The following is a 22,230-nucleotide window of genomic DNA, read 5'->3' as shown; positions in this document are numbered from 1 at the left end:
GTCGTGAAAGTTACTTAATATATAATTGCCAGTTATGAAACTGATTGCGGAAAAACGGTCGAAGACCGACAAGTACGATGTGCTGCGCTTTGTGCGCAACAACGGCAGCTGCACCGATGCGCTGATGCCGCGCCAGGGCATCCTGCCGCACGACCTGGTGCACTACGTGGTGGAATCGGCCCTGCCCTTGCGGCACGGCTTCCTCAGCCTGCTGGCGCGCGGCGCCGATGCGCAGTTCGTGATGGAAGAAGTGCACGACAAGAGCAATCCCAACGTCGAGACGGAAGCGGTGCAGGCGGAAGCCATCGTCGAGGGCTTGCAGGCGCAGCTCTGGTCCGGCGCCTTTGACCAGGAAGCCTTCCTGGCCGGCGCCGCTGCGGCCTGCAGCGCCCGCAACAAGCCGCCTTTCGATTTCGCCGCGCTGGCGCTCGATCTCAAGACCGCGCTGTACGACCGCGCCCTGGCCCTGAATCAGCAATGGAGCAGCGCGCCTTACTACAGCACGCTGTCGCTGGACTTCAGCCCGGTTATTTGAGCCAGCCGCGGTGGCGGAAGTACAGGAACGGCGCGATCGCGCTGGCCAGCATCAGGCCGATGGCGAAGGGATAGCCCATGTCCCACTCCAGTTCCGGCAGCCATTTGAAGTTCATGCCGTAGATGGACGCGATCAGCGTCGGCGGCAGGAAGGCCACGCTGGCCACGGAGAAGATCTTGATGATCTTGTTCTGGTTAATGTTGATGAAACCGACCGTGGCGTCCATCAGGAAGTTGATCTTATCGAACAGGAAGGACGTGTGGCCGTCCAGCGATTCGATGTCGCGCAGGATCTGGCGCGCTTCCTCGAACTGTTCCGAATTCAATAAGCGGCCGCGCATCAGGAAGCTGACTGCGCGGCGGGTATCCATCATGTTGCGGCGGATGCGGCCGTTCAAGTCTTCCTCGTGGGCGATGGCGTTCAGGGCGGCGGCGGCGTCCTGGTCGGTGAATTCTTTCTGCAGCACGCGGCCGCTGACTTCTTCCAGATTCTGGTAGATGCCTTCCAGCGCGTCGGCCGAGTATTCGGCGTCGGTGGCGTACAGGTCCAGCAGCACGTCCATGTAGTCGGCAATCGAGCCGGGGCGCGAACGGGCGCGCATGCGCACCAGGCGGAATACCGGCAGGTCGTCGGTGTGGACCGAGAACAGGATCTTGCGCGCCAGGATGAAGGCCACGGTGACGATGCGCGACGGGCCGTCCTCTTCTTCCAGCAGGAAGTCGGTGCGCAGGTGCAGGTCGCCGTTTTCCGCCTCGTAGTAACGGGCCGAGGCTTCGATGTCCTTGACTTCGTCCTCGCCGGGCAGGATCACGCCGTAGATGGTGCGTACCCAGGCGCGTTCCGCATCCGTCGGGTCGGTCAGGTCGACCCAGACCGGCTCCACCTTCTCCAGATCTTCGCGCGTGTCGATAGGAACCTGGTTGAGCCGGCCATTCTGGAGAACGAAAACATTAATCATGGAGTCACGCGCCTTCTGGAAACAGCGCAAGTGTACCCGCAAAGCCCAGTTGAGGCCAGTCCGGGGTCAGGTCCGCCATTTCTACACGACCTCAGCTGTAGCGTCCCGCTACAGCTGAGGTCGTGTAGAAATGGCGGACCTGACCCCGGAGTTACGGTAGCTCGGCGGAGCCCATGCGGCGCAAAATCACGCCGGTGCGGCGAGCCAGGTAGTTGGAGTCGCGATGTTTGTCGAAATAACGGGGATTCGGCAGCATCACCGCCAATTTCGCCGCCTGCAGCGCGCTCAGGCTGGCCGCGCTGACGCCGTAATAATGGCGCGCCGCCGCCTCCGCCCCAAAGGTGCCGGTGCCGAATTCCACCACGTTCAGGTAGATTTCAAAGATGCGCTCCTTGTCCATCAGGGTTTCCAGCATGTAGGTGATGATCAGCTCCTGCCCCTTGCGCAGATAGCTGCGCGAGCCGGACAGGAACAAATTCTTGGCCAGCTGCTGGGTGATGGTCGAACCGCCCGACACCACTTTTTTCTTCTTGTTGTTCTTCTCGTAGGCTTTTTGCAGGGCGTCCCAGTCCACGCCCTCGTGCTCGGAGAAGTTGGCGTCCTCGGAGGCGATGATGGCGCGCTTCAGGTTATTCGAGATGCGGTTGTACGGCACCCACATTTGCTGGATATTGGCCTTGGGATTTTTCTCGCGCAGCGCCGATTGCTGCTGGCGCATGAAGCTGGTCATGGAGGGGTTGTGGTCCACCCACCACCAGATCTGCAGGAAAAAGTACAGCTGCACCGCCAGGAACAGCAGGACCGGGACGATGAAGATCCACTTCACCCAGCGCCATTTTCCAGCGGATTTGCTCATAGCTTGGCGCGCAGGGTGTGCAGCACGTCGCCGGTGGCCGGCTGCACGCCGCGCCACAGCTGGAAGGCTTCCGCCGCCTGTTCGACCAGCATGCCCAGGCCGTCGCGCAACTGTGCGCCGTGCCGGGCGGCGAACTGCAAGAATACCGTGGGGGAGGCTCCGTACATCATGTCCAACGCCAAACATCCCGGCGCGAAGATCGATGGCGGCACCGGCGGCACTTCCGCGCTCAGGCTGGCCGCCGTGCCGTTGATGATGATGTCGTAGGCGCCTGCGATATCGGCAAAGCCGCACGCCGACACCACGCCCGCGCCGCCCAGCGCGGCAAACTGATCAACCAGTTCCTCCGCCTTGGCAACGGTGCGGTTGGCAATCACCAGCCTGGCCGGACGATGTTCCAGGATCGGCAGTACCACGCCGCGCACCGCGCCGCCGGCGCCCAGCAGCAACACGCGCTTGCCGGTAATCGGCACGCCGGCATTGTTGACGATGTCTGCCACCAAACCCGCGCCGTCGGTGTTGTCGCCTATGATGCCCTCGTCGCTGAACACCAGCGTGTTGACCGCGCCGGCCGCGCGCGCGCGGATGGTCAGCGCCTGCGCCAGCTTGACCGCCTCCAGCTTGAACGGCACCGTGACGTTGGCGCCCTTGCCGCCCTCGGCCATGAAGGCGCGCACGGCATCGGCAAACCCGTCCAGCGGTGCCAGCCGGCGCTCGTATTGCAGGTCTTGCCCCGTTTGCGCCGCAAAGGCGGCGTGGATTTCAGGGGATTTGCTATGGGCAATCGGGTTGCCGAACACGCAGTAGCGGTCCATCTGGTTATCTTCCTCCGCCGCTCATATCGGCTTGCAGTTTGTCTTCTCGCGTGAATTTGAAGGTGGTGATGATCACCCACAAATCATCCTTGTCGCTCGACAGCATGTTCGGCGGGAATTTGCCGAACGGCGCCGAGCGCCGCACGATGCGCATCGCCGCCTCGTCCAGCGCCGGGTTGCCGGAGCTGCGTTCGACCTTGATGCCGCCTTCTTTTTCGTAGATGGTGCCGTCCTGGAACACCGGGATGGACAGCATCAGCTGGCCATACAGCTTGCGCCCGTTCACGTTCGGGAAGTTCAGCGTGCCGAAATCCTCGATGCGCTTCTGCATGGTTTTGTAGTAGGTCGCATAACCCGCCTCGCGCGTGCTGGGCGTGATCATGGTTTTCTTCGGACGCTTGTTCTGGTCCTCGATGGTTTCGCTGATTTCCGCCACCCGTCGGGCGATGGCCTTGCTCGATTCCAGCAGGTCGGCACCGGTCGGCGTCGGATCGGGTTTGGCCTTTTCCGTGATCGGCGGCGCCGCCACGTCGGACGACGAATGCACCTGCGTCAGTAGGTTTTTCTGGCGCTCTTCCAGTTCCGCGATGCGGCGCTTGTTGGCTTTGACGCTGTCGCCCATCTCGGTCTTGCGCATGTCCGGCATCGGCGACCTGGAGCGCCCCTGGTCCACCGTGCCGCCGCCGTCGAGATTGGCCTGGGCCACGGCGTCGGCCTTCAGCGGCGCCTTGTTGTGCTTGGCGTTGACGAGAATGACTTCCAGCCCCGGATCGGTGGCCTGCACCGGCGCCGGCGTGGGCGCCACAAAGCGCATCGCCAGCAAAGCACCATGCGCCATCAGCGAGATGGCGAGGGCGGTGTAGAGCAAGCGATTTTCTCTGAAAGACATGAGTCAGATTCTACACGTCATTCCGCCGCTGGTTGCTCGGCGGCGGCCTCCACCACCACTTCCGGTGCATCGACCGCTTCTTCCGGCGCATCGTCGACGTCGTCCTCGAAGTCGACATCGGTGGCAACCACGTCGGTCGGGATTTCCAGGATGCGCGCTTCCACCGTCAGATCGACTTCATCCCAGCGCAGGATGTCCAGCTTGACCTGCGCGCCGCGCGCCACCGACGGCATGCCCGGCAGGCGGATGATCAGCGGAATATCGGTCAGGCGCAGCACCTCGTCCTTGAGCACCACGGCTTCCACCTGGCGCGCGTTTTCCTGGCCCAGCCAGCGCAGGCACCAGTAGCGTTCCATATTGGCCTGGTGATCGGCATAAGCGCCATAGGCGGCGTCAAACTGCGACACAATCGCGAACAGCTCGGCATCCTTGTGCTTGAAGTGCGCGACCAGCGGCGCCATCACGCCCTTGTTGGCGCAGGCCAGAATCTGCCACTGGTTGACCAGGTCGGTATAGCGGCGCAGCGGCGAGGTGCTCCAGGCGTACTGGTCCACGCCCAGGCCTTCGTGCGGCGCGGCGTGGGTCAGCATGCGCACTTGCATCTTGGCGTTCCAGCCGCCGACGCCGCGGCCCTGGCTGCGGTAGATGCCGGGCACGCCGCTGTCATGCATCAGCTTGCCCCAGGTGCTGTTGGCGAAGATCATCAGCTCGGCCACGATCTTGTCCAGCGGCGCGCCGCGCTTGCGGCGGGTGACGGTGACCACATCGTCTTCCACGTAGAAGTTGTAGTCGACGCGGTTGTTCTGCTCCGGCTTGAGGCCAAAGCCCTCGCGCTTGACCATGCGCGCCGCCTCCAGCACCTGCGCCCATTTCCAGATCAGGCACAGGTCGTCCTTGTGCGGATAGTCGCCGGCGCCGCTGGCCAGGGTTTCCTCGTTGACCAGATCGTCCAGATCGTTGTGACGCAGATTGTGCGCGATCGGCACCATCTCGGCCCGGGTTTCGGTGGACAGCACCGACCAGTCGGTCGGGTTCAGGGTGGCGTACAGCGACAGCGCCGGGCAGGTCTTGCCCTCGGCCAGGGTGAAGGCGTCAACAATGGCGTCCGGCAGCATGGTGATCTTATCGCCTGGCATGTAGACGGTGGACATGCGAGTGCGCGCCATCTTGTCGACCGCGTCGTCCGGCTTGATGCCCAGGCCCGGTGCGGCAATGTGAATGCCGATCCTGACGTTGCCGTCCGCCAGTTGGGTGACCGAGAAGGCATCGTCGATCTCGGTGGTGGTGACGTCGTCGATGGAGAACGCCTTGACGTCGGCCAGCGGCAGGCCCGACGGCGTGGCCGGCACCGGCACCTCCGGGAAGCCCGCACCTTTCGGGAAGTTCTCAAACAGGAACTTGGCCATGTGCAGCGCCTTGGCCGACGGCACGCCGCCCACCGCCAGCATCAGGCGCTGCGGGTTGGTGTGCAGTTCGTTGCAGGCCGCTTCCAGCGCCTTGTATTCGATGCCGTTCTTGTCCGGCTTGAACAGCAGCTGCATGACGATGTTCTGCATGGCGGCCGGCAGCTTGTTGGCCTTCAGCTCTTCCACATAGGCGGCTTGCACCAGCGCCTGCTGTTTCTTTTTCTCGATGCCGGCCAGCGCCGCGCGCAGCGACTGCTCCGGCGCGGCCTTGTAGCGGCCACGGCCTTTTTTATAGAAGTAGATTGGCGACGAATGCAGGCTGAGGATCAGGCCGGCCGCTTCCGCGGGTTGCGGCGCGTGGCCGAAATACTCGGCACCCAGCTCGGCAAAGCCGAACTCCTCCTCGCCGGCGACTTCCCACAGGAATTCCAGGTCGATCTCGGCGCAGATGGCCTTGGCCTGCTCCATCAGCTCGGCCGGCGACGGCTTCTCGAACTGCAGCAGCACGTCCTTGGCCTTGACCTTGGTGCGCTTGCCGCTGGCCATCTCGACTTGATAGGCCTCGCCGGCTTGCGTCATCACGGTGCCGACCTTGAAATCGCCGGACTCTTCAAAAAATACATTCATCGTTTGTTTTTACTCGTTTTAATCAGTTCCAGGACAGAAGGCAGAAACACTTCCGTCACCAGCAGGGTACCTTGGCGGCGCTGATACAGGCAGCGCCGTGCATATAATATGTGCGCATCGAGGGCAGCCGGCGCCAGTGCGGCGCGCGCACGCTGCGCCAGAGGATGCCCTTCCCGCAATCTTGCAAATTCCAACACGCCACGCCGCACCAGCGGATCGCCAAACAGCGTGGTGCCCAGCGAGCGTTCGCCCAGCGCGCTGAACAGCGGCCAGTCGGCCGCCGTGGCCGACATCGGCACCACCGTGTGCGCGAACACCGCAGGCGTATTATCACACCTCAGCAGCACTTCCCTTTCCCACACGCGGCCGGGCCGGTGCATGCCGATGGCCACCGCCTCGTCGCTCAGGCAGCGCTCCACGCGCTGGTGCAGGCATTGCACGCGGAAGCTGTCGCTGTGCGCCTTCAGGCGCGCGGTCAGCGAACCGCCTGCCGTCAGCCACGGCACGTAGCCCGCCGGCGCGTTCAGCGCCAGCACGTGCGGCTGCCATTGCGCCTGCCGCAGCGAGGCGCCGCGCGGCGGCGCGCTCAAGCCCGTGCCCCGACGCCGCAAAAGCCCAGCACCTCATCCAGATACTGCGGGAATTCCGAGATCGCATGATCGCTGCCGTCGATGATGTGCTGGCGCGCGCCCTGGTAGTGGGCCACCATGTCGCGGTAATCCAGCACTTCGTCGCCGGTGGCGGCGATCAGGAAATAACGTTCCGGCTTGCTAATCTTTGGCACTGCCAGCGCGCGCAGTTCGTCGATATATTCGCGCTTGAATTCAAACGGCTGGTCGGAATGGTATTGCGTGGTCACGCCAACGTGCTTGTCCAGATCCAGGCTCGGCACCACGGCCGGGTTCAGCAACACCGCGCGGCAGCCGATACGCTCGGCCAGCCAGGTGGCGTAATAGCCGCCCAGCGAGGAGCCGATGACGCTCAGTTCTTCGGCCGGGATGCCTGCTATCAGGGACTGCGCCAGTTCCATCGCCAGCCTGGGCGACGCCGGCAGCTGCGGCGAGATCACTTGGTCGGCCAGGCCCAGCGCCGCCATGCGCGCGCCGACCAGGCGGGCTTTCATGGATTGCGGCGAGGAGCGGAAGCCGTGCAGGTACAAAATCATGACGCCAGCGCCTTCAGGATCTTGTCGTGGATGCCGCCAAAGCCGCCGTTGCTCATCACAATAATATGGTCGCCCGGCTGCGCGGCCTTGGCGATGGCGGCCACCAGGGCGTCGATGTCTTCGTAGGCGCTGGCGAGATCGCCCAGCGGCGACAGCGCCGCGCCCACGCTCCAGCCCAGCGATTTTTCCACGCCGTAGCCGAATACCAGGTCGGCATCGTGCAGGCTGCCCGGCAGCGCATCTTTCATCGCGCCCAGCTTCATGGTGTTGGAGCGCGGCTCCAGCACGGCCAGGATGCGGGTGTCTTTGCCGACCTTCTGGCGCAGGCCGCCAACAGTGGTTTCAATGGCGGTTGGATGGTGGGCAAAGTCGTCGTACACCGTGATGTTGTTGACCACGCCGCGCACTTCCATGCGGCGCTTCACGCTTTCAAACGTGGCCAGCGACCTGGCCGCCTGCGCGACCGGCACGCCGACATGGCGGGCGGCGGCAATCGCGGCCAGCGCGTTGGCGCGGTTGTGCTTGCCGGTCAGTTGCCAGTCGACGCGGCCAGCCACTTCGCCGTTGAAAGTGACGTCGAACGTGCCGTCATCGTGCTCGTTCAGCGCCCAATCCGTGCCGTCGTTGCGGCCAAAGCTTTCTTTCTCGCTCCAGCAGCCGCGCTTGAGCACGCGCTGCAGGGATGCCTCATCGCCGTTATAGATGACCCGGCCAATGCCCGGCACGGTGCGTACCAGGTGGTGAAACTGAGTTTCGATCGCGCCCAGATCGGGGAAGATGTCGGCGTGATCGTATTCCAGATTGTTCAGGATGGCGGTCTTGGCATGGTAGTGCACGAACTTGCTGCGCTTGTCGAAGAAGGCGGTGTCGTACTCGTCCGCTTCGATCACGAAGAAGATCGAGTCCTTATCGCCCTGCATCCGCGCCGAAACGCCGAAGTTCATCGGCACGCCGCCGATCAGGAAGCCGGGCGCGTAGCCGGCGTCTTCCAGGATCCAGGTCAGCATGGCCGAGGTGGTGGTCTTGCCGTGCGTGCCGGCCACGGCCAGCACCCACTTGTCTCTTAATATATGGTCGCCGATCCACTGCGGGCCGGACACATACGGCAGGCCGCGGTTCATGATTTCCTCGATCAGCGGATTGCCACGCGTGACCACGTTGCCGATCACGTACAGATCCGGATTGAGCGCGGTCTGCTCCGGGCCGAAGCCGGTGATCAGTTCGATGCCCTGGGCTTCCAGCTGGGTGCTCATCGGTGGATAGACGTTGGCGTCGCAGCCGGTGACGCGGTGGCCCGCTTCTTTGGCCAGCACGGCCAGGCCGCCCATGAAGGTGCCGCAAATACCGAGGATGTGAATGTGCATAGTAATCAAGACGACGTGTGAATACGGGATTTTACCCGACGCCGCCGCGCTTTTCGCGGTTCAGAGTATTATCTCGTCCATGACTGCCAATGTGAACGAAGAACTCCAACTCCTGCGTGCCGAGATCGCGGCGGCCGCCGCGCGCCTGATCGCAGAGGATGGCGCCGACTACAACACGGCCAAACGCAAGGCAGCCCGGCAAATCCTCGGGGATACCCAGCCGCCGCTCAACCTGCTGCCCGACAATGCGCAGATCGAGGCGGAAGTCCGCATCTACCAGTCGCTATTCCACGCCGACACCCAGCCCGCCCGCCTGTTTCGCCTGCGCACGCTGGCGGTGGACATCATGGAAGGCCTGGAGCGCTTTCAGCCTTATTTAACCGGCGCCGTATTAAATGGCACGGCCGGCCCGCACGACGATATCCACCTGCAACTGTTTGCCGACAGCGCCAAGGAAGTGGAAATCTTCCTGCTCAACCGGAATTTGCAAATCGACATCTCGGAAACGCCGCATTTCAAGGGGCCGCGCTATGGCATGGTCGAGACGGTCAGCTTCATGTGGCACAAGGAAGGCGTGCACGCCGCTTTATATGAGCTGGACGATTTGCGCGGCGCCGTGAAAACCCGCGGCGACGGCAAATTGGCCCGGGCCGATATTGCCGCCGTGCGCGCCCTATTAGTTAACAGTACTCATCCACCTACACCATGAATAAAAAACACCTGGCGGCCTACGCCATTGTCGCTGTGCTCTTTGCCGCTTCCGGCGCCTATGTCGGCATGAACAAGAACAATCCGGCGCCGCCGCTGACCGCCGTGCCGCCGCCGGGCGTCACCGAGCCGGTGGCCGCGCTATATAAACAGACGCTGCCGGACGCCAAAGGCGTCGCCACCCCGCTGGCCCAATACAAGGGCAAGGCCATGCTGGTGAATTTCTGGGCGCCCTGGTGCGGCCCCTGCGTGCAGGAGATGCCGGAACTGTCGGCCCTGGCCAGCGGAGAAGAAGGCAAGAAGCTGCAAGTTATCGGCATTGGTATTGATTCGCCGACAAATATCGCGGAATTTAACGACAAATACAAGATTACCTACCCGGTGCTGGTGGCCGGCATGAGCGGCACCGAGCTGTCGCGCCAGTTCGGCAACGCCCAGGGCGGCCTGCCCTTCACAGTCCTGATCGGCGCCGATGGCCAGGTCAAGAAGACCTACCTTGGCCGGCTGAAATTCGACGAGTTGCGCAAAGATTTGGCTACTCTCTAAAGAAATTCATAAGTTTTTTTCTCTTGCCAAATGTCTGCAGTTGGCGTCAAAATGCGGATCTTTCGCGGAGAAGGCTCAAGAATCATGGCAAAAAACCTCCTACTGCTCAACGGACCCAACCTCAATTTGCTGGGTACGCGCGAGCCTGAGGTCTACGGCGCAAGCACTTTGGCCGACATCGAACACGCTGCCCAGGCACAGGCCCAGGCAGCGGGTGCGAGCTTGTCTTGCTTCCAGAGCAATCACGAAGGTGCGCTGATCGACCGCATCCATGCCGCCAAAGCGGAAGGCGTGGACGCCATCGTCATCAATCCGGGCGGCCTGACCCACACCAGCGTGGCCTTGCGCGACGCCCTGGCAGGGGTGGCCATCCCGTTTGTGGAAGTGCATATTTCGAATATTTACCAGCGCGAGTCGTTTCGCCACCACTCATTCCTTAGCGCGATTGCAATAGGAACCATCTGCGGACTGGGTATCGAAGGATATCGGTTTGCCATCGACTTCGCCCTTAAAAAGCGATAACCTACGCGATCTGCGCGCATTTTTATACACATAAGACATTCCTGGGGGTTACATGGATCTACGCAAGCTGAAGACCTTGATTGATTTGGTCGCAGAATCGGACATCGCCGAGCTCGAAGTGACCGAAGGCGAGAGCAAAGTTCGCATCGTCAAGTCGTCCGCCATCGCGCAAAACCAGATGGTGATGATGCAGCCGCAGGCCATCCCGCAATACCACGCCGCTCCGACCGCCGCTGCACCAGCCGCCGCGCCAGCGGCCGCCGCCGCTGCACCTGCGGCCGCGGCCGCCGAGCCTACCGGCCACGTGGTCAAGTCGCCAATGGTTGGCACCTTCTACCGCTCGTCGGCGCCAGGCGCGGCAGCATTTGTGGAAGTCGGCCAGACCGTGAAAGAAGGCGACACCCTGTGCATCATCGAAGCGATGAAGCTGCTGAACGAAATCGACGCCGACAAGGCCGGCACCATCACCCAGATCCTGGTCGAGAACGGCCAGCCGGTCGAGTACGGACAACCGCTGTTTGTGATCGGCTAAGAACGGCCAGCGCCCTGCCCCGGCGGCACGGGCGCGCCGTCCTGGTCCGCAATCCCTCCTCACCTGACGCAGCCAATCGGCGCTCACAGACATAGCGAACCTATCATGTTTGAAAAAATCCTTATTGCCAACCGTGGCGAAATCGCCCTCCGTATTCAGCGCGCCTGCCGCGAACTGGGCATCAAGACGGTCGTAGTCCACTCGGAAGCAGACAAAGACGCCAAATACGTGAAGTTGGCAGATGAATCGGTGTGCATCGGCCCGGCGCCGTCGTCGCTGAGCTACCTGAACATGCCAGCCATCATCAGCGCGGCCGAAGTCACCGACGCGGAAGCGATCCACCCAGGCTACGGCTTCCTGTCGGAAAACGCCGACTTTGCCGAGCGCGTGGAAAAGTCCGGCTTCGTCTTCATCGGCCCGCGCTCGGAATCGATCCGCCTGATGGGCGACAAGGTCACCGCCAAGCAAGCCATGATCAAGGCCGGCGTGCCGTGCGTGCCGGGCTCGGAAGGCGCGTTGCCAGACGATCCGAAAGCCATCGTGCAGATCGCCCGCAAGGTCGGCTACCCGGTCATCATTAAAGCCGCCGGCGGCGGCGGCGGTCGCGGCATGCGCGTGGTGCATACCGAGGCAGCACTGATCAACGCGGTGCAGATGACCAAGTCGGAAGCCGGCGCCGCGTTCGGCAATCCGGAAGTGTATATGGAGAAGTTCCTGGAAAACCCGCGCCACGTGGAAATCCAGGTGCTGGCCGACGAGCACAAGAACGCCGTCTGGCTGGGCGAACGCGACTGCTCGATGCAGCGCCGCCACCAGAAGGTGATCGAGGAAGCGCCGGCGCCCGGCATTCCGCGCAAGCTGATCGAAAAGGTCGGCGAGCGCTGCGCCGAGGCTTGCCGCAAGATCGGCTACCGTGGCGCCGGCACCTTTGAATTCCTGTATGAGAACGGCGAGTTCTACTTCATTGAAATGAACACCCGCGTGCAGGTGGAACACCCGGTCACCGAAATGATCACCGGCATCGACATCGTGCAGGAGCAGATCCGCATCGCCGCCGGCGAGAAGCTGCGCTTCCGCCAGCGCGACGTCATGCTGTCCGGCCACGCCATCGAGTGCCGCATCAATGCGGAAGATCCGTTCAAGTTCACGCCGTCGCCAGGCCGCATCACCTCCTGGCACGTGCCGGGCGGTCCGGGCGTGCGCGTCGACTCGCACTCGTATGCGGGTTATTATGTGCCACCGCACTATGATTCGATGATCGGCAAGGTCATTTCCTACGGCGCCACCCGCGAGCAGGCGATCCGCCGCATGCAGATCGCGCTGTCGGAAATGGTGGTCGAAGGCATCCAGACCAACATCCCGCTGCACCGCGAGCTGATGGTGGACGCCCGCTTCATCGAAGGCGGCACCAATATTCACTATCTTGAGCAGAAGCTGGCCGATATGCCGGACCTGCACAAACTGAGCTTGAGCAACAAAGGGTAAGACATGAGCTGGACTGAAATCGTCATCGAAATCGCGCGTGACCACGCCGAGGCCCTCTCCGAGGCGCTGATGGATGTGGGCGCCCTGTCGGTGTCCGTGGAAGACGCGGATGAAGGCACGGACGCGGAAAAACCGCTGTTTGGCGAGCCGGGCATGGAGCCGACCGAAGCGGCCTGGGATCACAGCCGCGTGGTGGCCCTGACCGATGAAGATGACGATCAGGCCGTGATCGTGGCCGCCGCCGCCGGCCAGATCGGCCTGACCACCCTGCCGAAGTTCACCACCCGCAAGGTGGAGGAGCAGGACTGGGTGCGCCTGACGCAGTCGCAGTTCGCGCCGATTCAGATCGGCAAGAACATCTGGGTGGTGCCGTCGTGGCACGAGGCGCCAAATCCGGACGCACTGATTCTGGAACTGGACCCGGGCCTGGCCTTCGGCACCGGCAGCCATCCGACCACCCGCCTGTGCATGGAGTGGCTGGAAGCCCATCCGGCGCCGGGCAAGACCGTGCTGGACTACGGCTGCGGTTCCGGCATCCTGGCCATGGTGGCCAAGAAGCTTGGCGCCGGCGAAGTGGTGGGCGTGGACATCGACCCGCAGGCGATCGAGTCGGCGGCCGACAATGCCACCCGCAACAACTGCGAGATTGCCTACTTCCTGCCGGATACCTTTGCCGAGTCCAGGCATGCCGCGCAGCGCTTTGACATCGTGGTCGCCAATATTCTGTCCAGCCCGCTGAAGCTGATGGCGCCGATGCTGTCGGGCCGTGTGGCCGATGGCGGTTCTTTGATCCTGTCGGGCGTGCTGGCGCGCCAGGCCGAGGAAGTGGCGGCCGCTTACGCGCCGTTCATCAAGCTGGGCGTCTGGGCTGAGCAAGACGGTTGGGTGGCGCTGCATGGCCGCCTCGGTAGCGACACCATTCCGGCTGCGCGTTAAGCCCGGCAATGGCGCTCGCCACCAAATGCCCCCACTGCAACACGGTATTTCGGGTCGCTCATGACCAGTTGAAATTACGTGGGGGCATAGTGCGCTGTGGCTCCTGTAATGAAGTCTTTGACGGCAACGCGGCCCTGCTGGAGCCGCCTGCCGCCCTCCCTGCAAGCATTCCCCTCGATCAGAAAATGGCCGCGCTCGATACGCGCGCAGCCGAAGTGCTGGGCGCCGAAGCAGCGCCGCCCACGCTGGAACTCGATCTCGACGATCAGGCCGCCGCCGCTGACGCCCCCTCCGACGCCGCAGACGCAGACGCGGTGCCGCCAGCGGCCGCGCCCTCGCCGGCGCTGGCCTTCGATGACCTCCCACCGGCCGCCGAGCCATCGCCAGCGGCCGACCTTGACGGCACCTCCGTGGCCGCCGAGCCGGAACCCGCGCTGCTGCTGGACCTCGCCAACGACGCCGCGCCGGAGCTGGACATGGACGACGAGCCGATTGCCGCCGCCCCGCCGGCGCCGATCCCGCTGCCGGCCGAACCGGCCATTCTGCCCGCCAGCACCGAGGCCCTGTTCGACCTCGATCTGGACATCGAATCCGAGCCCGACCTGGAAGCCAGCAGCGAGCCCGACGTCAGCGCCGCGCCGCTGGACGAAGTCCTGAACGTCGAAAGCATGAGCGAAGACGAGCTGGAAGCCGCCCTGGAAGCCGAGCTGCAAGCGATGGAACAAACCCTGGCCGACGTCCAGCACGACGCCGACGGCCAGCCCATCGCTGAAGACGCCTACGCCGACATGGCCGGCGGCCGGGTCGAACCCACCTGGGGCGAGCCGTCGCTGGACGACGAACCGCAAGCCGGCGCCGGCCCGGGCCTGAACACCGCCCTGGCCGCCGCCGCCGATGCCGTCTTCGCCGCCGAGGCGGAAGACGCCGCGGCAACCGGCGCCGCCGATGACGACAGCCAGCGCCCCGCTCCGGCACCAGCGCGCCCGCTGCGCGACGACGAACTCGATGAAGTCGACGAAGAAGCCCTGGTCCAGCTCTCCAGCAACGGCCTGGCCGAAGCGCAGGCCGCGCGCGGCCACGCCTACCTGCACGCGCACAGCATGGACGACCTGGCGCCGGCCAACGAAGAACAAGCCGCGCCGGAAGAACCGGGCTTCGTCAAACGCGACCGCCAGCGCCAGAAATTCGGCCAGGCCGCCACCATCGCCATGAGCCTCGGCTCGGTGCTGCTGGTGGCCGCCCTGCTGGCGCAAGCGGTGACCACCTTCCGCAACAGCATCGCCGCCACCGTGCCGGCGCTGAAGCCGGCCCTGAGCGCCGCCTGCCAGTCGCTGGGCTGCAAAATCGAACTGCCGACGCAGATCGACGACCTCACCATCGAACAGGGCGAACTGCAAACCCTGAGCGACACCACCTTCTCCTTCACCACCCTGCTGCGCAACCAGAGCGCCACCGCGCAGGCCTGGCCATCGATCGAGCTGGTGCTGGACGACGCCAACGACAAGCGCATCCTGCGCCGCGTGTTCACCCCGCGCGACTATCTCGGCGCCGACGTCGCGATCGACAAAGGATTTGCCCCGCACACCGAACAAGCCGTTAAACTGTACTTCGAGCTTCACGATCTGAAAGCATCCGGCTATCACATCGCAGTCTTCTACCCATAAAGAACTATCATGACCCAGACCTCCCTGATTTGCGGTTCGATCGCGATCGACACCATCCTGCAATTCCCCAACCGTTTCGACAGCATCCTGCTGCCCGACCAGCTGCACAAGGTGAACGTGTCCTTCCTGGCGCCGACCATGCGCACGGAATTCGGCGGCTGCGCGCCGAATATCGCCTACAACCTGCTGCTGCTGGGCGGTTCGCCGCGCATCGTCGGCGTGATGGGCCAGGATAACGCCGCCTACATGGCGCGCTTCCGCAAACTGGGCCTGGCCACCGACAACATCCTGATCAAGGAAGACGCCTACAACGCCCAGTGCTTCGTCACCGCCGACCAGGACAACAATCAGATCAACGCCTTCCACCCGGGCGCCATGTCGTACGCGCACGAGAACGAGATCGCCAAGGCCGGTCCCGCGCGCATCGCCATCATCTCGCCGGACGGCCACCTGGGCATGAAGAAGCACGCCGCCGACCTGGCCAGCCTGCAGATCCCGTTCATCTTCGACCCGGGCCAGCAACTGCCGATGTTCAACGGCGAGGAACTGATCGAGTTCATCGACCAAGCCACCTACGTCACCACCAACGATTACGAAATCGAACTGCTGATCGAGCGTACCGGCCTGTCGCTGGAGGCGATTGCCGGCCGCGTGGAAGCGCTGATCGTCACCCGTGGCGAGCAGGGTTCGGAGATTTACACCAAGGGTCAGCGCATCGACATCCCGGCGGTGCCGGTGGCGGCGGCGCTGGACCCGACCGGCTGCGGCGACGCCTATCGCGCCGGCCTGCTGTTCGGTATCACCAACGGCTGGAACTGGGAAACCACCGGCCGCCTGGCCAGTCTGCTGGGCGCGATCAAGATTGCCCACAAGGGTGCGCAGAACCACCACTTCACCGCCGCCGGCATTGCGGACCAGTTTGAAGCAGCCTTCGGCTACCGCTTCTGAAAATGAAAAAGCCCCTTGCGGGGCTTTTTTATCGGCCGGCGAAGGCCATGCCTAACAACAGCTGCGCTATCTGCAGCAGGATCAGCGCCACCAGCAGCGACAGATCCAGATTCCCCACCAGCGGCACCACGCGGCGGATCGGCCGCAGCAGCGGCTCGTTCAGCGCCCGCACGAAGGGCGCCAGCGGCGCATGCGGATTCACCCAGCTGAAGATCGCCTCGATCACCAGCAAGGCCATGAAGCCGTACAGGATCCACTCCAGGAAGCGCTGGAACGCCATCAGCGCCACCGCCGGCCACGGCCAGCCGGCAAAGAACAGGATCGAGGTGGCTGCCAGCACGATCAGGAAGGCGCCGATCAAACTGGCCCAGTCATAACCGCCCACGCCCGGCACGATCCGGCGCAAGGGCCGCACCAGCCAGTCCGACAATTGGAAAGTGAACTGCGCCACCGACGACGGCGGCCGCACGCGGATCGCCTGCATCCAGAAACGCAGCAGCAAGGCGCTGCCCAACAAGACGGCGATGGCGTCGACTATCAACTTAAGAATACTGAGCACGAATTCCCTCCAATAAAAAAGCCGCTGTGTGATTGTCTCACACAGCGGCCATTGCCTCAGCAGGCTTTTAAGCGTTTAAGGCTTAGGAAGGACGGGTGCTGGTTGGGAACGGCCATGCGGCAGCCGGCGCCAGTACGGTTTTTGCTGCTGGCGCGGCGGCTGGCGCGGCCGGCGCTGCAGGAGCGGCGGCGGCTGGAGCTGCTGGCTTAGCGGCTTCCTTCTTCGGAGCTGCTTTTTTAGGAGCGGCTTTTTTCGCTGCTGGCTTGGCGGCTGGCTTGGCGGCTGGCGCGGCTGCTGGCGCGGCGGCGGCTACCGGTGCTGCTGCTGGAGCGGCCGCTGGCTTGGCGGCTGGCTTAGCGGCTTTTTTTGCTGCTGGCTTTTTTGCGGCTGGTTTAGCAGCTGCCTTTGGCGCAGCTGCTTTAACCGGCTTTTTTGCTGCTGGCTTAGCCGCTACCTTTGCAGCCGGTTTGGCTGCCGTTTTCGCTGCTGGTTTCTTGGCAGCTGCTTTCTTGGCGGCTGGCTTGGCTGCAGCTTTCTTGGCTGCTGGCTTGGCGGCGGTTTTCTTGGCAGCTGGTTTGGCGGCTGCTTTAGGAGCGGCTTTTTTCGCTGCTGGTTTAGCAGCTACTTTTTTCGCTGCTGGCTTGGCGGCGGCTTTTTTCGCTGCTGGTTTAGCGGCTGCTTTAGGAGCGGCTTTCTTCGCTGCTGGCTTGGCGGCTACTTTTTTCGCTGCTGGTTTGGCTGCTGCTTTCGCGGTGGTTTTCTTGGCTGCTGGTTTAGCGGCGGCTTTTTTCACTGCTGGTTTAGCTGCTGCTTTGGCGACGGTCTTCTTCGCTGCTGGTTTGGCGGCTGCTTTTTTCACTGCCGGCTTAGCTGCTGGTTTAGCGGCGGCTTTCTTCGCTGCTGGTTTCGCTGCTGGCTTGGCAGCGGCTTTCTTCACTGCTGGTTTAGCGGCTGGCTTGGCAGCGGCTTTTTTCACAGCTGGTTTGGCGGCAGCTTTCGCTGCTGGTTTAGCGGCGGCTTTAGCGGCTGCTGGTTTTTTTGCTGGAGCGGCAGCTTTTTTGGCTGCTGGTTTCTTTGCGGCGGTTGCCATGTTTAGTTCTCCTTCATCGGGGATGGGAAAAATTCGTTTACAAGATTTAAACCCGTCCAACCCGGGATTGGGCCAGGCGAATTATTCATCGGCGCAAACCTTCATCCGTTTGCGCTAATGAATTCGGCACTAGCTGAACTGCTGCATCTCCTCACAAGTGCAGCGCTTCAGCCATCGATCCACCCGCCGTCCGAGGCCGGAGCGGCGTGCAGATACAAATCTTGTGGCGACGTTTTGCGGTGGTCCGGGCGTGTCCTCAGCTCCTGGAACCTGCGTCGCAGCCACGTCGCGGTTTTCGTTTTCAAACAAAAAACCGCCCGGCCTGAATCTGATCAGGCAAGACGGTTGAACAAAAACGACGTGGTCTTGTGCATATCGTGTGAATCAGTATCCCGTATCTCGGTCATCTCTGCGCGGTGCGCCTTCAAATTTTTCGCACTTTTTAAATCACGCATTTTCAAGTTCGTAAAGTACACGAAAACCTTGTCGGTGCGCAACCAGCACGATAGATATTCGCGCGCTTTTTTTACGTTCAACGCGCGCTAACTAACGTAGGCATACCGATTCGGCCTGCTCGCTTGCGTGGTCGCGCGCTCTTCACGCGCGCTCAATCGGGTTCGGGAAGTGCCACGCGCATCGCGCCGCAAAAATCGCACTTCAAAGTAAGCCTTATGCCACCTGGGTTTCTTCGACGCCGCCAAAATCCGCTCGACAATCGCGTGACCCGCTTCCGAATCCGAGAGCGCTTGCGCCTGCACTTCGCACCGCCGCTACTCGCTGTTTTTAATTCGTCGCGATTATGAGACAGAGTAAGACGAATAGCAAGCGGAATACAGCGGTGCACCGCATCGTGCCTGCGCTTTGGCGCGCGTGATCGAACGCGATCGCGAGCCTGAGCGATGGTGTAAATCGACGTTAAGGCATGCCGCGACAGGCGGCGTTTGAAATGGGGATGGTCTTACTCGGCGTCTTCCAGTTTGCGGCGGACCACCCACTCGTTCATGTCGGCGGCCATGCGCTCGGCGTTGGTCCAATCGGCCATCAATTCGCCAACCAGCTCTTCGCGCATGCGGTCGATGGCATCCGCCATCTCGCGCCCCAACTCCGTCACCTCCGCTTCGCGCACACGCTTGTCGCCCGTAGCAGAGGAAACGCGTGAGCCGTTCGGCGGCATGCAGGATGAGTCGCTGCATGCGCGGTCGGTGGTGCGGATCTGACGCTGCGCGGACTGACGCGCGAGGTATGGCATCGCTGGGGCAAAGGCGGTGAGCAAATTAGCTTATGCGGATCGCCGCCGCCGTCGCCGCGCACACCGGACGCGATGACATACAGGTGCACGCGGTGCACTGGCGCTCCGACTATGCGATGAACGCGCGGCTAGCAGAGCGCTATCGAGGGGCCGCGTATTCCTCGCCGCTGACGCACGGCTCGATACCTGTGAAGACGAGGACGACGCTCGCTGCGCGCCGGCTAACGCGCAAGCGGTCAGCCGCGTCGTTTGTTTTCGCTATTGGAATCGGAGGATGGGATTATGCTGCGCTATGAACCCGCCAGCGATCGTGCCGCGCTGCGGCCTGCCCATCATCGACATCGGCGCGCACGCCGAACTGCGCGACCATGCAGGCCATCTGCGCAGCGCCCACGGTTTCGCGGCCGGCGACATCACCCTGCTGCGCCCGACGGCGACCTCGCCACCCTCACGCACGACGAGCACAGTCCCACGCTGGCTGCTTATATTAGTAGCTCTGCCTTAGTCTTCCACGCTCCCGCTACGGCTTGGATGCAGCTGAAATTAGGGATAAGATATTAGCTATTAAGCTTCAGTACCTTCGTTTGGAGGTAATATGTTTGACTTTATGATGGCAACCACGCCGGAGATCTGCGTGGAACTGGGGCGACGTTTGCGCGCCCGGCGGCTTATGCAGGGATGGACGCAGGTCGAGCTGGCTGACCGTGCCGGGCTGTCTAGCGGCACGGTCAAGAACCTGGAGAACCGCGGCCAGGCCTCGCTGGAATCCTTTGTTCAGATCGTCGCCTCGCTAGGCCTGGCCGACGATCTTGGTGAGCTATTCCGCCTCAAGGTCGTTTCCATCGCCACGATGGAAAAGGCCGCGCGCGCCGACCGGCAACGCGCACCACGCCGGACAGTCAAATGAAACTCCTGAGCGTGATCTTCAACGGTTGGGGCGAACGATGGCCGCTGGGCACGCTGGCAGACAATGGTAAAGACCTTCTGTTCGAGTATGCACCGGAGGCGCTGCGCCGCGATCTTGAACTCTCACCCCGCCACCTGCCACTGCGCGCTGGAGCATTCAGCGGCTTCCCGCCACATCAACACCGCCTGCCCGGCCTGCTGGCCGACTCTCTGCCGGACGGCTGGGGTATATTGCTCATGGACCGGCTATTCCGCAAACAGGGGCGGCCTCAAAGCGGCATTTCGCCACTGGACCGGCTGGCCTTCATCAGTGAGCGAGGCATGGGCGCGCTCAGCTATGTGCCCCCAGATCCTATCCAACTGACGGCAGAAGATATCCAGCTACGGGATCTGGCGATGGCGGCTCAGACACTCATCCAGGGAAAAGACAGCGCCATACTGAAGCAATTGGCACGGCTCGGCGGCTCGCCGCACGGCTCTCGTCCCAAGGTCCTCGTACAGTTCGATCCTGTGAGCGGTCAAATCAGCACGTTGGATAATCCCGGCTGGGGACAACCCTGGCTGATAAAGTTCCCGGCGTCAGGCGAGCATCATGAGGTCTGCGCCATTGAGCAGGTCTACGCCGAGTTAGCCCGCTGCTGCGGGTTGGAGGCGCCTGCAACCCACCATTTCGATCTCGGTCGCGGCATGGCGGCATTTGGCTCACGGCGTTTTGACCGGGACGATGGGATGCGCGTGCCGGTACAGACACTGGCAGGCCTGCTACATGTCGACTTCCGCCTGCCGTCGCTCGACTACAGCACCTTCCTGCGCGCCACTCGCCTGCTCACCCGTGACCAGCGTCAGGTCGAAACAGCCTACCAGCGCTGCGTCTTCAATGTATTGTTCAATAATCGGGATGACCATGCCAAGAATTTCTCATACCGGATGACCAAGGACTGGCGCTGGCAACTCGCCCCATGCTACGACCTTAGCTTCAGCCATGGCCCTGGCGGCGCACACCAGATGTCAGTCATGGGGGAAAGCCGGGCGCCTGGCCTGAATGAGCTGTTACGGCTCGCCAGCGATGGCGGCGTGCCCACCAGTTGGGCGCGGGATATTATCGATAGCATGGCCACGCGAGCTAGCCGGTTTGCCCAGCTGGCTCGCGATGCACCCATCCGCAGCGCGACGGTCAGGTCCATCAATAAAGCCATCCTCGCCAGCCGCGCGCGGCTGAAATGAAAAAAAACCATGTGGCCGCTATGGCACACATGGTTTTTTGAAGAGCGATGGGAGGATTAGTCCCAGTTCAGCGCGCCGCCGGTCTGGTATTCGATGACGCGGGTCTCGAAGAAGTTGCGCTCTTTCTTCAGGTCGATCATCTCGCTCATCCATGGGAACGGGTTCTCTTCCTGCTCGAACAGCGCTTCCAGGCCGATCTGGGTGGCGCGGCGGTTGGCGATGAAGCGCAGGTAGCCCTTGAACATGGTGGCGTTCAGGCCCAGCACGCCGCGCGGCATGGTGTCTTCGGCGTAGGCGTACTCCAGTTCCACCGCTTTCAGGAACAGCTGCTTGATCTCTTCCTTGAAGGCCGGGGTCCACAGCAGCGGGTTTTCCATCTTGATGGTGTTGATCAGGTCGATGCCGAAGTTGCAGTGCATCGATTCGTCACGCAGGATGTACTGGTACTGCTCGGCGGCGCCCATCATCTTGTTCTGGCGGCCCAGCGCCAGGATCTGGGTGAAGCCGACATAGAAGAACAGGCCTTCCATCAGGCAGGCAAACACGATCAGCGATTTGAGCAGTTTCTGGTCCTGCTCGACAGTGCCGGTGGTGAACGCCGGGTCGGTCAGGGTGTTGATGAACGGAATCAGGAACTCGTCCTTGTCACGGATCGACTTGATCTCGTTGTAGGCGTTGAAGATTTCCTGCTCGTCCAGGCCCAGCGACTCGACGATGTACTGGTAGGCGTGGGTGTGGATCGCCTCTTCAAACGCTTGGCGCAGCAGGTACTGGCGGCACTCCGGCGCGGTGATGTGGCGGTAGGTGCCCAGCACGATGTTGTTGGCGGCCAGCGAGTCGGCGGTGACGAAGAAGCCGAGGTTGCGCTTGACCAGACGGCGCTCGTCTTCGGTCAGGCCGTTCGGGTTCTTCCACAGCTCGATATCGCGCTGCATGTTCACTTCCTGCGGCATCCAGTGGTTGGCGCAGCCGGCCAGGTATTTGTCCCAGGCCCACTTGTACTTGAACGGCACCAGCTGGTTGACGTCGGTTTTGCCGTTGATGATGCGTTTGTCGTCCGCGTTCACGCGCAGCGCGACTTGCTCGGCGCTGCCCTCGGAGGCGGCCAGCGCAGCTTGATTGACTACTTGTTTGGCCGGTGCGGCCTCGTCGTCCCAGGACAGCGACATAATGAGTTCCTTCTGAATTCTATCTATATTAGTACCAATGTCGTCCCGGCGCACGCCGGGACCCATGCTGACTCAGT

24 protein-coding genes are annotated in these 22,230 nt (G+C 62.6%); 12 read left to right on the top strand and 12 right to left on the bottom strand.

What is annotated here, in order from left to right; genetic code table 11:
* Positions 1 to 34 precede the first annotated feature (34 nt).
* Positions 35 to 535, top strand: a complete 501-nt coding sequence (locus tag ABDW57_RS02755; RefSeq protein WP_343728674.1) for a hypothetical protein — start codon at positions 35 to 37, stop codon at positions 533 to 535.
* Here the strand turns inward: ABDW57_RS02755 and corA are convergent.
* The 8 genes from corA to mpl all read right to left on the bottom strand — a co-directional run bounded on the left by corA (position 528) and on the right by mpl (position 8,615).
* Entirely contained in the window at positions 528 to 1,493 is a 966-nt protein-coding gene (gene corA / locus ABDW57_RS02750) for a magnesium/cobalt transporter CorA (RefSeq protein WP_155465910.1), read from the bottom strand. The genes ABDW57_RS02755 and corA overlap by 8 nt on opposite strands.
* 151 nt (positions 1,494 to 1,644) lie before the next feature.
* Complete coding sequence (mtgA, locus tag ABDW57_RS02745) at positions 1,645 to 2,349, bottom strand: monofunctional biosynthetic peptidoglycan transglycosylase (RefSeq protein ID WP_343728673.1); 705 nt, start codon at positions 2,347 to 2,349, stop codon at positions 1,645 to 1,647.
* Positions 2,346 to 3,164, bottom strand: coding sequence for a shikimate dehydrogenase (gene aroE / locus ABDW57_RS02740; protein ID WP_343728672.1), 819 nt, complete (start codon positions 3,162 to 3,164; stop codon positions 2,346 to 2,348). The genes mtgA and aroE overlap by 4 nt, the downstream gene beginning before the upstream one ends.
* A gap of 4 nt (positions 3,165 to 3,168) precedes the next feature.
* Positions 3,169 to 4,053, bottom strand: coding sequence for a TonB family protein (locus ABDW57_RS02735; protein WP_343728671.1), 885 nt, complete (start codon positions 4,051 to 4,053; stop codon positions 3,169 to 3,171).
* A gap of 17 nt (positions 4,054 to 4,070) precedes the next feature.
* Entirely contained in the window at positions 4,071 to 6,086 is a 2,016-nt protein-coding gene (locus tag ABDW57_RS02730; RefSeq protein ID WP_343728670.1) for an RNB domain-containing ribonuclease, read from the bottom strand.
* Positions 6,083 to 6,676, bottom strand: coding sequence for a chorismate lyase (locus tag ABDW57_RS02725; RefSeq protein ID WP_343728669.1), 594 nt, complete (start codon positions 6,674 to 6,676; stop codon positions 6,083 to 6,085). The genes ABDW57_RS02730 and ABDW57_RS02725 overlap by 4 nt, the downstream gene beginning before the upstream one ends.
* Complete coding sequence (locus tag ABDW57_RS02720; RefSeq protein ID WP_343728668.1) at positions 6,673 to 7,251, bottom strand: YqiA/YcfP family alpha/beta fold hydrolase; 579 nt, start codon at positions 7,249 to 7,251, stop codon at positions 6,673 to 6,675. Before ABDW57_RS02720 ends, ABDW57_RS02725 begins: the two co-directional genes overlap by 4 nt.
* Positions 7,248 to 8,615 carry a UDP-N-acetylmuramate:L-alanyl-gamma-D-glutamyl-meso-diaminopimelate ligase gene (gene mpl / locus ABDW57_RS02715; protein ID WP_343728667.1) on the bottom strand — a complete coding sequence of 456 codons (1,368 nt, stop codon included), beginning with the start codon at positions 8,613 to 8,615 and terminating at the stop codon, positions 7,248 to 7,250. The genes ABDW57_RS02720 and mpl overlap by 4 nt, the downstream gene beginning before the upstream one ends.
* 79 nt (positions 8,616 to 8,694) lie before the next feature.
* Between mpl and ABDW57_RS02710 the strand changes: the two genes are divergently transcribed.
* From ABDW57_RS02710 to ABDW57_RS02675, 8 genes are all read left to right on the top strand, one after another.
* Entirely contained in the window at positions 8,695 to 9,324 is a 630-nt protein-coding gene (locus ABDW57_RS02710; RefSeq protein WP_343728666.1) for a hypothetical protein, read from the top strand.
* Positions 9,321 to 9,869 carry a TlpA disulfide reductase family protein gene (locus ABDW57_RS02705; protein ID WP_343728665.1) on the top strand — a complete coding sequence of 183 codons (549 nt, stop codon included), beginning with the start codon at positions 9,321 to 9,323 and terminating at the stop codon, positions 9,867 to 9,869. The genes ABDW57_RS02710 and ABDW57_RS02705 overlap by 4 nt, the downstream gene beginning before the upstream one ends.
* An 84-nt stretch (positions 9,870 to 9,953) precedes the next feature.
* Positions 9,954 to 10,391, top strand: a complete 438-nt coding sequence (gene aroQ / locus ABDW57_RS02700; RefSeq protein WP_176645016.1) for a type II 3-dehydroquinate dehydratase — start codon at positions 9,954 to 9,956, stop codon at positions 10,389 to 10,391.
* Between the two features lie 52 nt (positions 10,392 to 10,443).
* Positions 10,444 to 10,923: an acetyl-CoA carboxylase biotin carboxyl carrier protein gene (gene accB / locus ABDW57_RS02695; RefSeq protein WP_343728664.1), complete on the top strand. Its 480-nt coding sequence runs from the start codon at positions 10,444 to 10,446 to the stop codon at positions 10,921 to 10,923.
* A 105-nt stretch (positions 10,924 to 11,028) separates the two neighbouring features.
* On the top strand, positions 11,029 to 12,408 hold the full coding sequence (gene accC, locus ABDW57_RS02690; protein ID WP_343728663.1) for an acetyl-CoA carboxylase biotin carboxylase subunit: 1,380 nt from the start codon (positions 11,029 to 11,031) through the stop codon (positions 12,406 to 12,408).
* A gap of 3 nt (positions 12,409 to 12,411) precedes the next feature.
* Positions 12,412 to 13,344, top strand: coding sequence for a 50S ribosomal protein L11 methyltransferase (gene prmA / locus ABDW57_RS02685; protein WP_343728662.1), 933 nt, complete (start codon positions 12,412 to 12,414; stop codon positions 13,342 to 13,344).
* Positions 13,345 to 13,352: 8 nt separating this feature from the next.
* The gene (locus ABDW57_RS02680) at positions 13,353 to 15,008 is read left to right on the top strand and encodes a DUF3426 domain-containing protein (protein ID WP_343728661.1); all 1,656 of its coding nucleotides are present in this window, start codon (positions 13,353 to 13,355) and stop codon (positions 15,006 to 15,008) included.
* A gap of 9 nt (positions 15,009 to 15,017) precedes the next feature.
* The gene (locus tag ABDW57_RS02675) at positions 15,018 to 15,956 is read left to right on the top strand and encodes a carbohydrate kinase family protein (RefSeq protein WP_343728660.1); all 939 of its coding nucleotides are present in this window, start codon (positions 15,018 to 15,020) and stop codon (positions 15,954 to 15,956) included.
* A 28-nt stretch (positions 15,957 to 15,984) separates the two neighbouring features.
* On the opposite strand, the gene ABDW57_RS02670 is transcribed toward ABDW57_RS02675, so the two are convergent.
* The 3 genes from ABDW57_RS02670 to ABDW57_RS02660 all read right to left on the bottom strand — a co-directional run bounded on the left by ABDW57_RS02670 (position 15,985) and on the right by ABDW57_RS02660 (position 18,854).
* A complete protein-coding gene (locus ABDW57_RS02670; protein WP_343728659.1) occupies positions 15,985 to 16,515 on the bottom strand; it encodes a YggT family protein in 531 nt (176 codons plus the stop codon).
* Positions 16,516 to 16,597: 82 nt separating this feature from the next.
* On the bottom strand, positions 16,598 to 17,605 hold the full coding sequence (locus ABDW57_RS02665) for a hypothetical protein (RefSeq protein ID WP_343728658.1): 1,008 nt from the start codon (positions 17,603 to 17,605) through the stop codon (positions 16,598 to 16,600).
* A 958-nt stretch (positions 17,606 to 18,563) separates the two neighbouring features.
* Complete coding sequence (locus ABDW57_RS02660; protein WP_343728657.1) at positions 18,564 to 18,854, bottom strand: hypothetical protein; 291 nt, start codon at positions 18,852 to 18,854, stop codon at positions 18,564 to 18,566.
* 274 nt (positions 18,855 to 19,128) lie between these two features.
* On the opposite strand from ABDW57_RS02660, the gene ABDW57_RS02655 reads away from it, so the two are divergent.
* The 3 genes from ABDW57_RS02655 (at position 19,129) to ABDW57_RS02645 (ending at position 20,984) form a co-directional block, all read left to right on the top strand.
* Positions 19,129 to 19,359, top strand: coding sequence for a hypothetical protein (locus tag ABDW57_RS02655; protein ID WP_343728656.1), 231 nt, complete (start codon positions 19,129 to 19,131; stop codon positions 19,357 to 19,359).
* A gap of 90 nt (positions 19,360 to 19,449) precedes the next feature.
* Positions 19,450 to 19,761: a helix-turn-helix domain-containing protein gene (locus ABDW57_RS02650; protein WP_343728655.1), complete on the top strand. Its 312-nt coding sequence runs from the start codon at positions 19,450 to 19,452 to the stop codon at positions 19,759 to 19,761.
* Complete coding sequence (locus ABDW57_RS02645) at positions 19,758 to 20,984, top strand: type II toxin-antitoxin system HipA family toxin (protein WP_343728654.1); 1,227 nt, start codon at positions 19,758 to 19,760, stop codon at positions 20,982 to 20,984. Before ABDW57_RS02650 ends, ABDW57_RS02645 begins: the two co-directional genes overlap by 4 nt.
* A gap of 56 nt (positions 20,985 to 21,040) precedes the next feature.
* Here the strand turns inward: ABDW57_RS02645 and ABDW57_RS02640 are convergent, their stop codons facing one another.
* Positions 21,041 to 22,153 carry a ribonucleotide-diphosphate reductase subunit beta gene (locus ABDW57_RS02640; RefSeq protein WP_343728653.1) on the bottom strand — a complete coding sequence of 371 codons (1,113 nt, stop codon included), beginning with the start codon at positions 22,151 to 22,153 and terminating at the stop codon, positions 21,041 to 21,043.
* Positions 22,154 to 22,230: the final 77 nt, after the last annotated feature.

Source organism: Duganella sp. (assembly GCF_039595735.1).
GTDB lineage: Bacteria > Pseudomonadota > Gammaproteobacteria > Burkholderiales > Burkholderiaceae_D > Rugamonas.
Note: the sequence above shows the minus strand (reverse complement) of the source record. Positions and strands in the feature narration are given on the sequence as shown.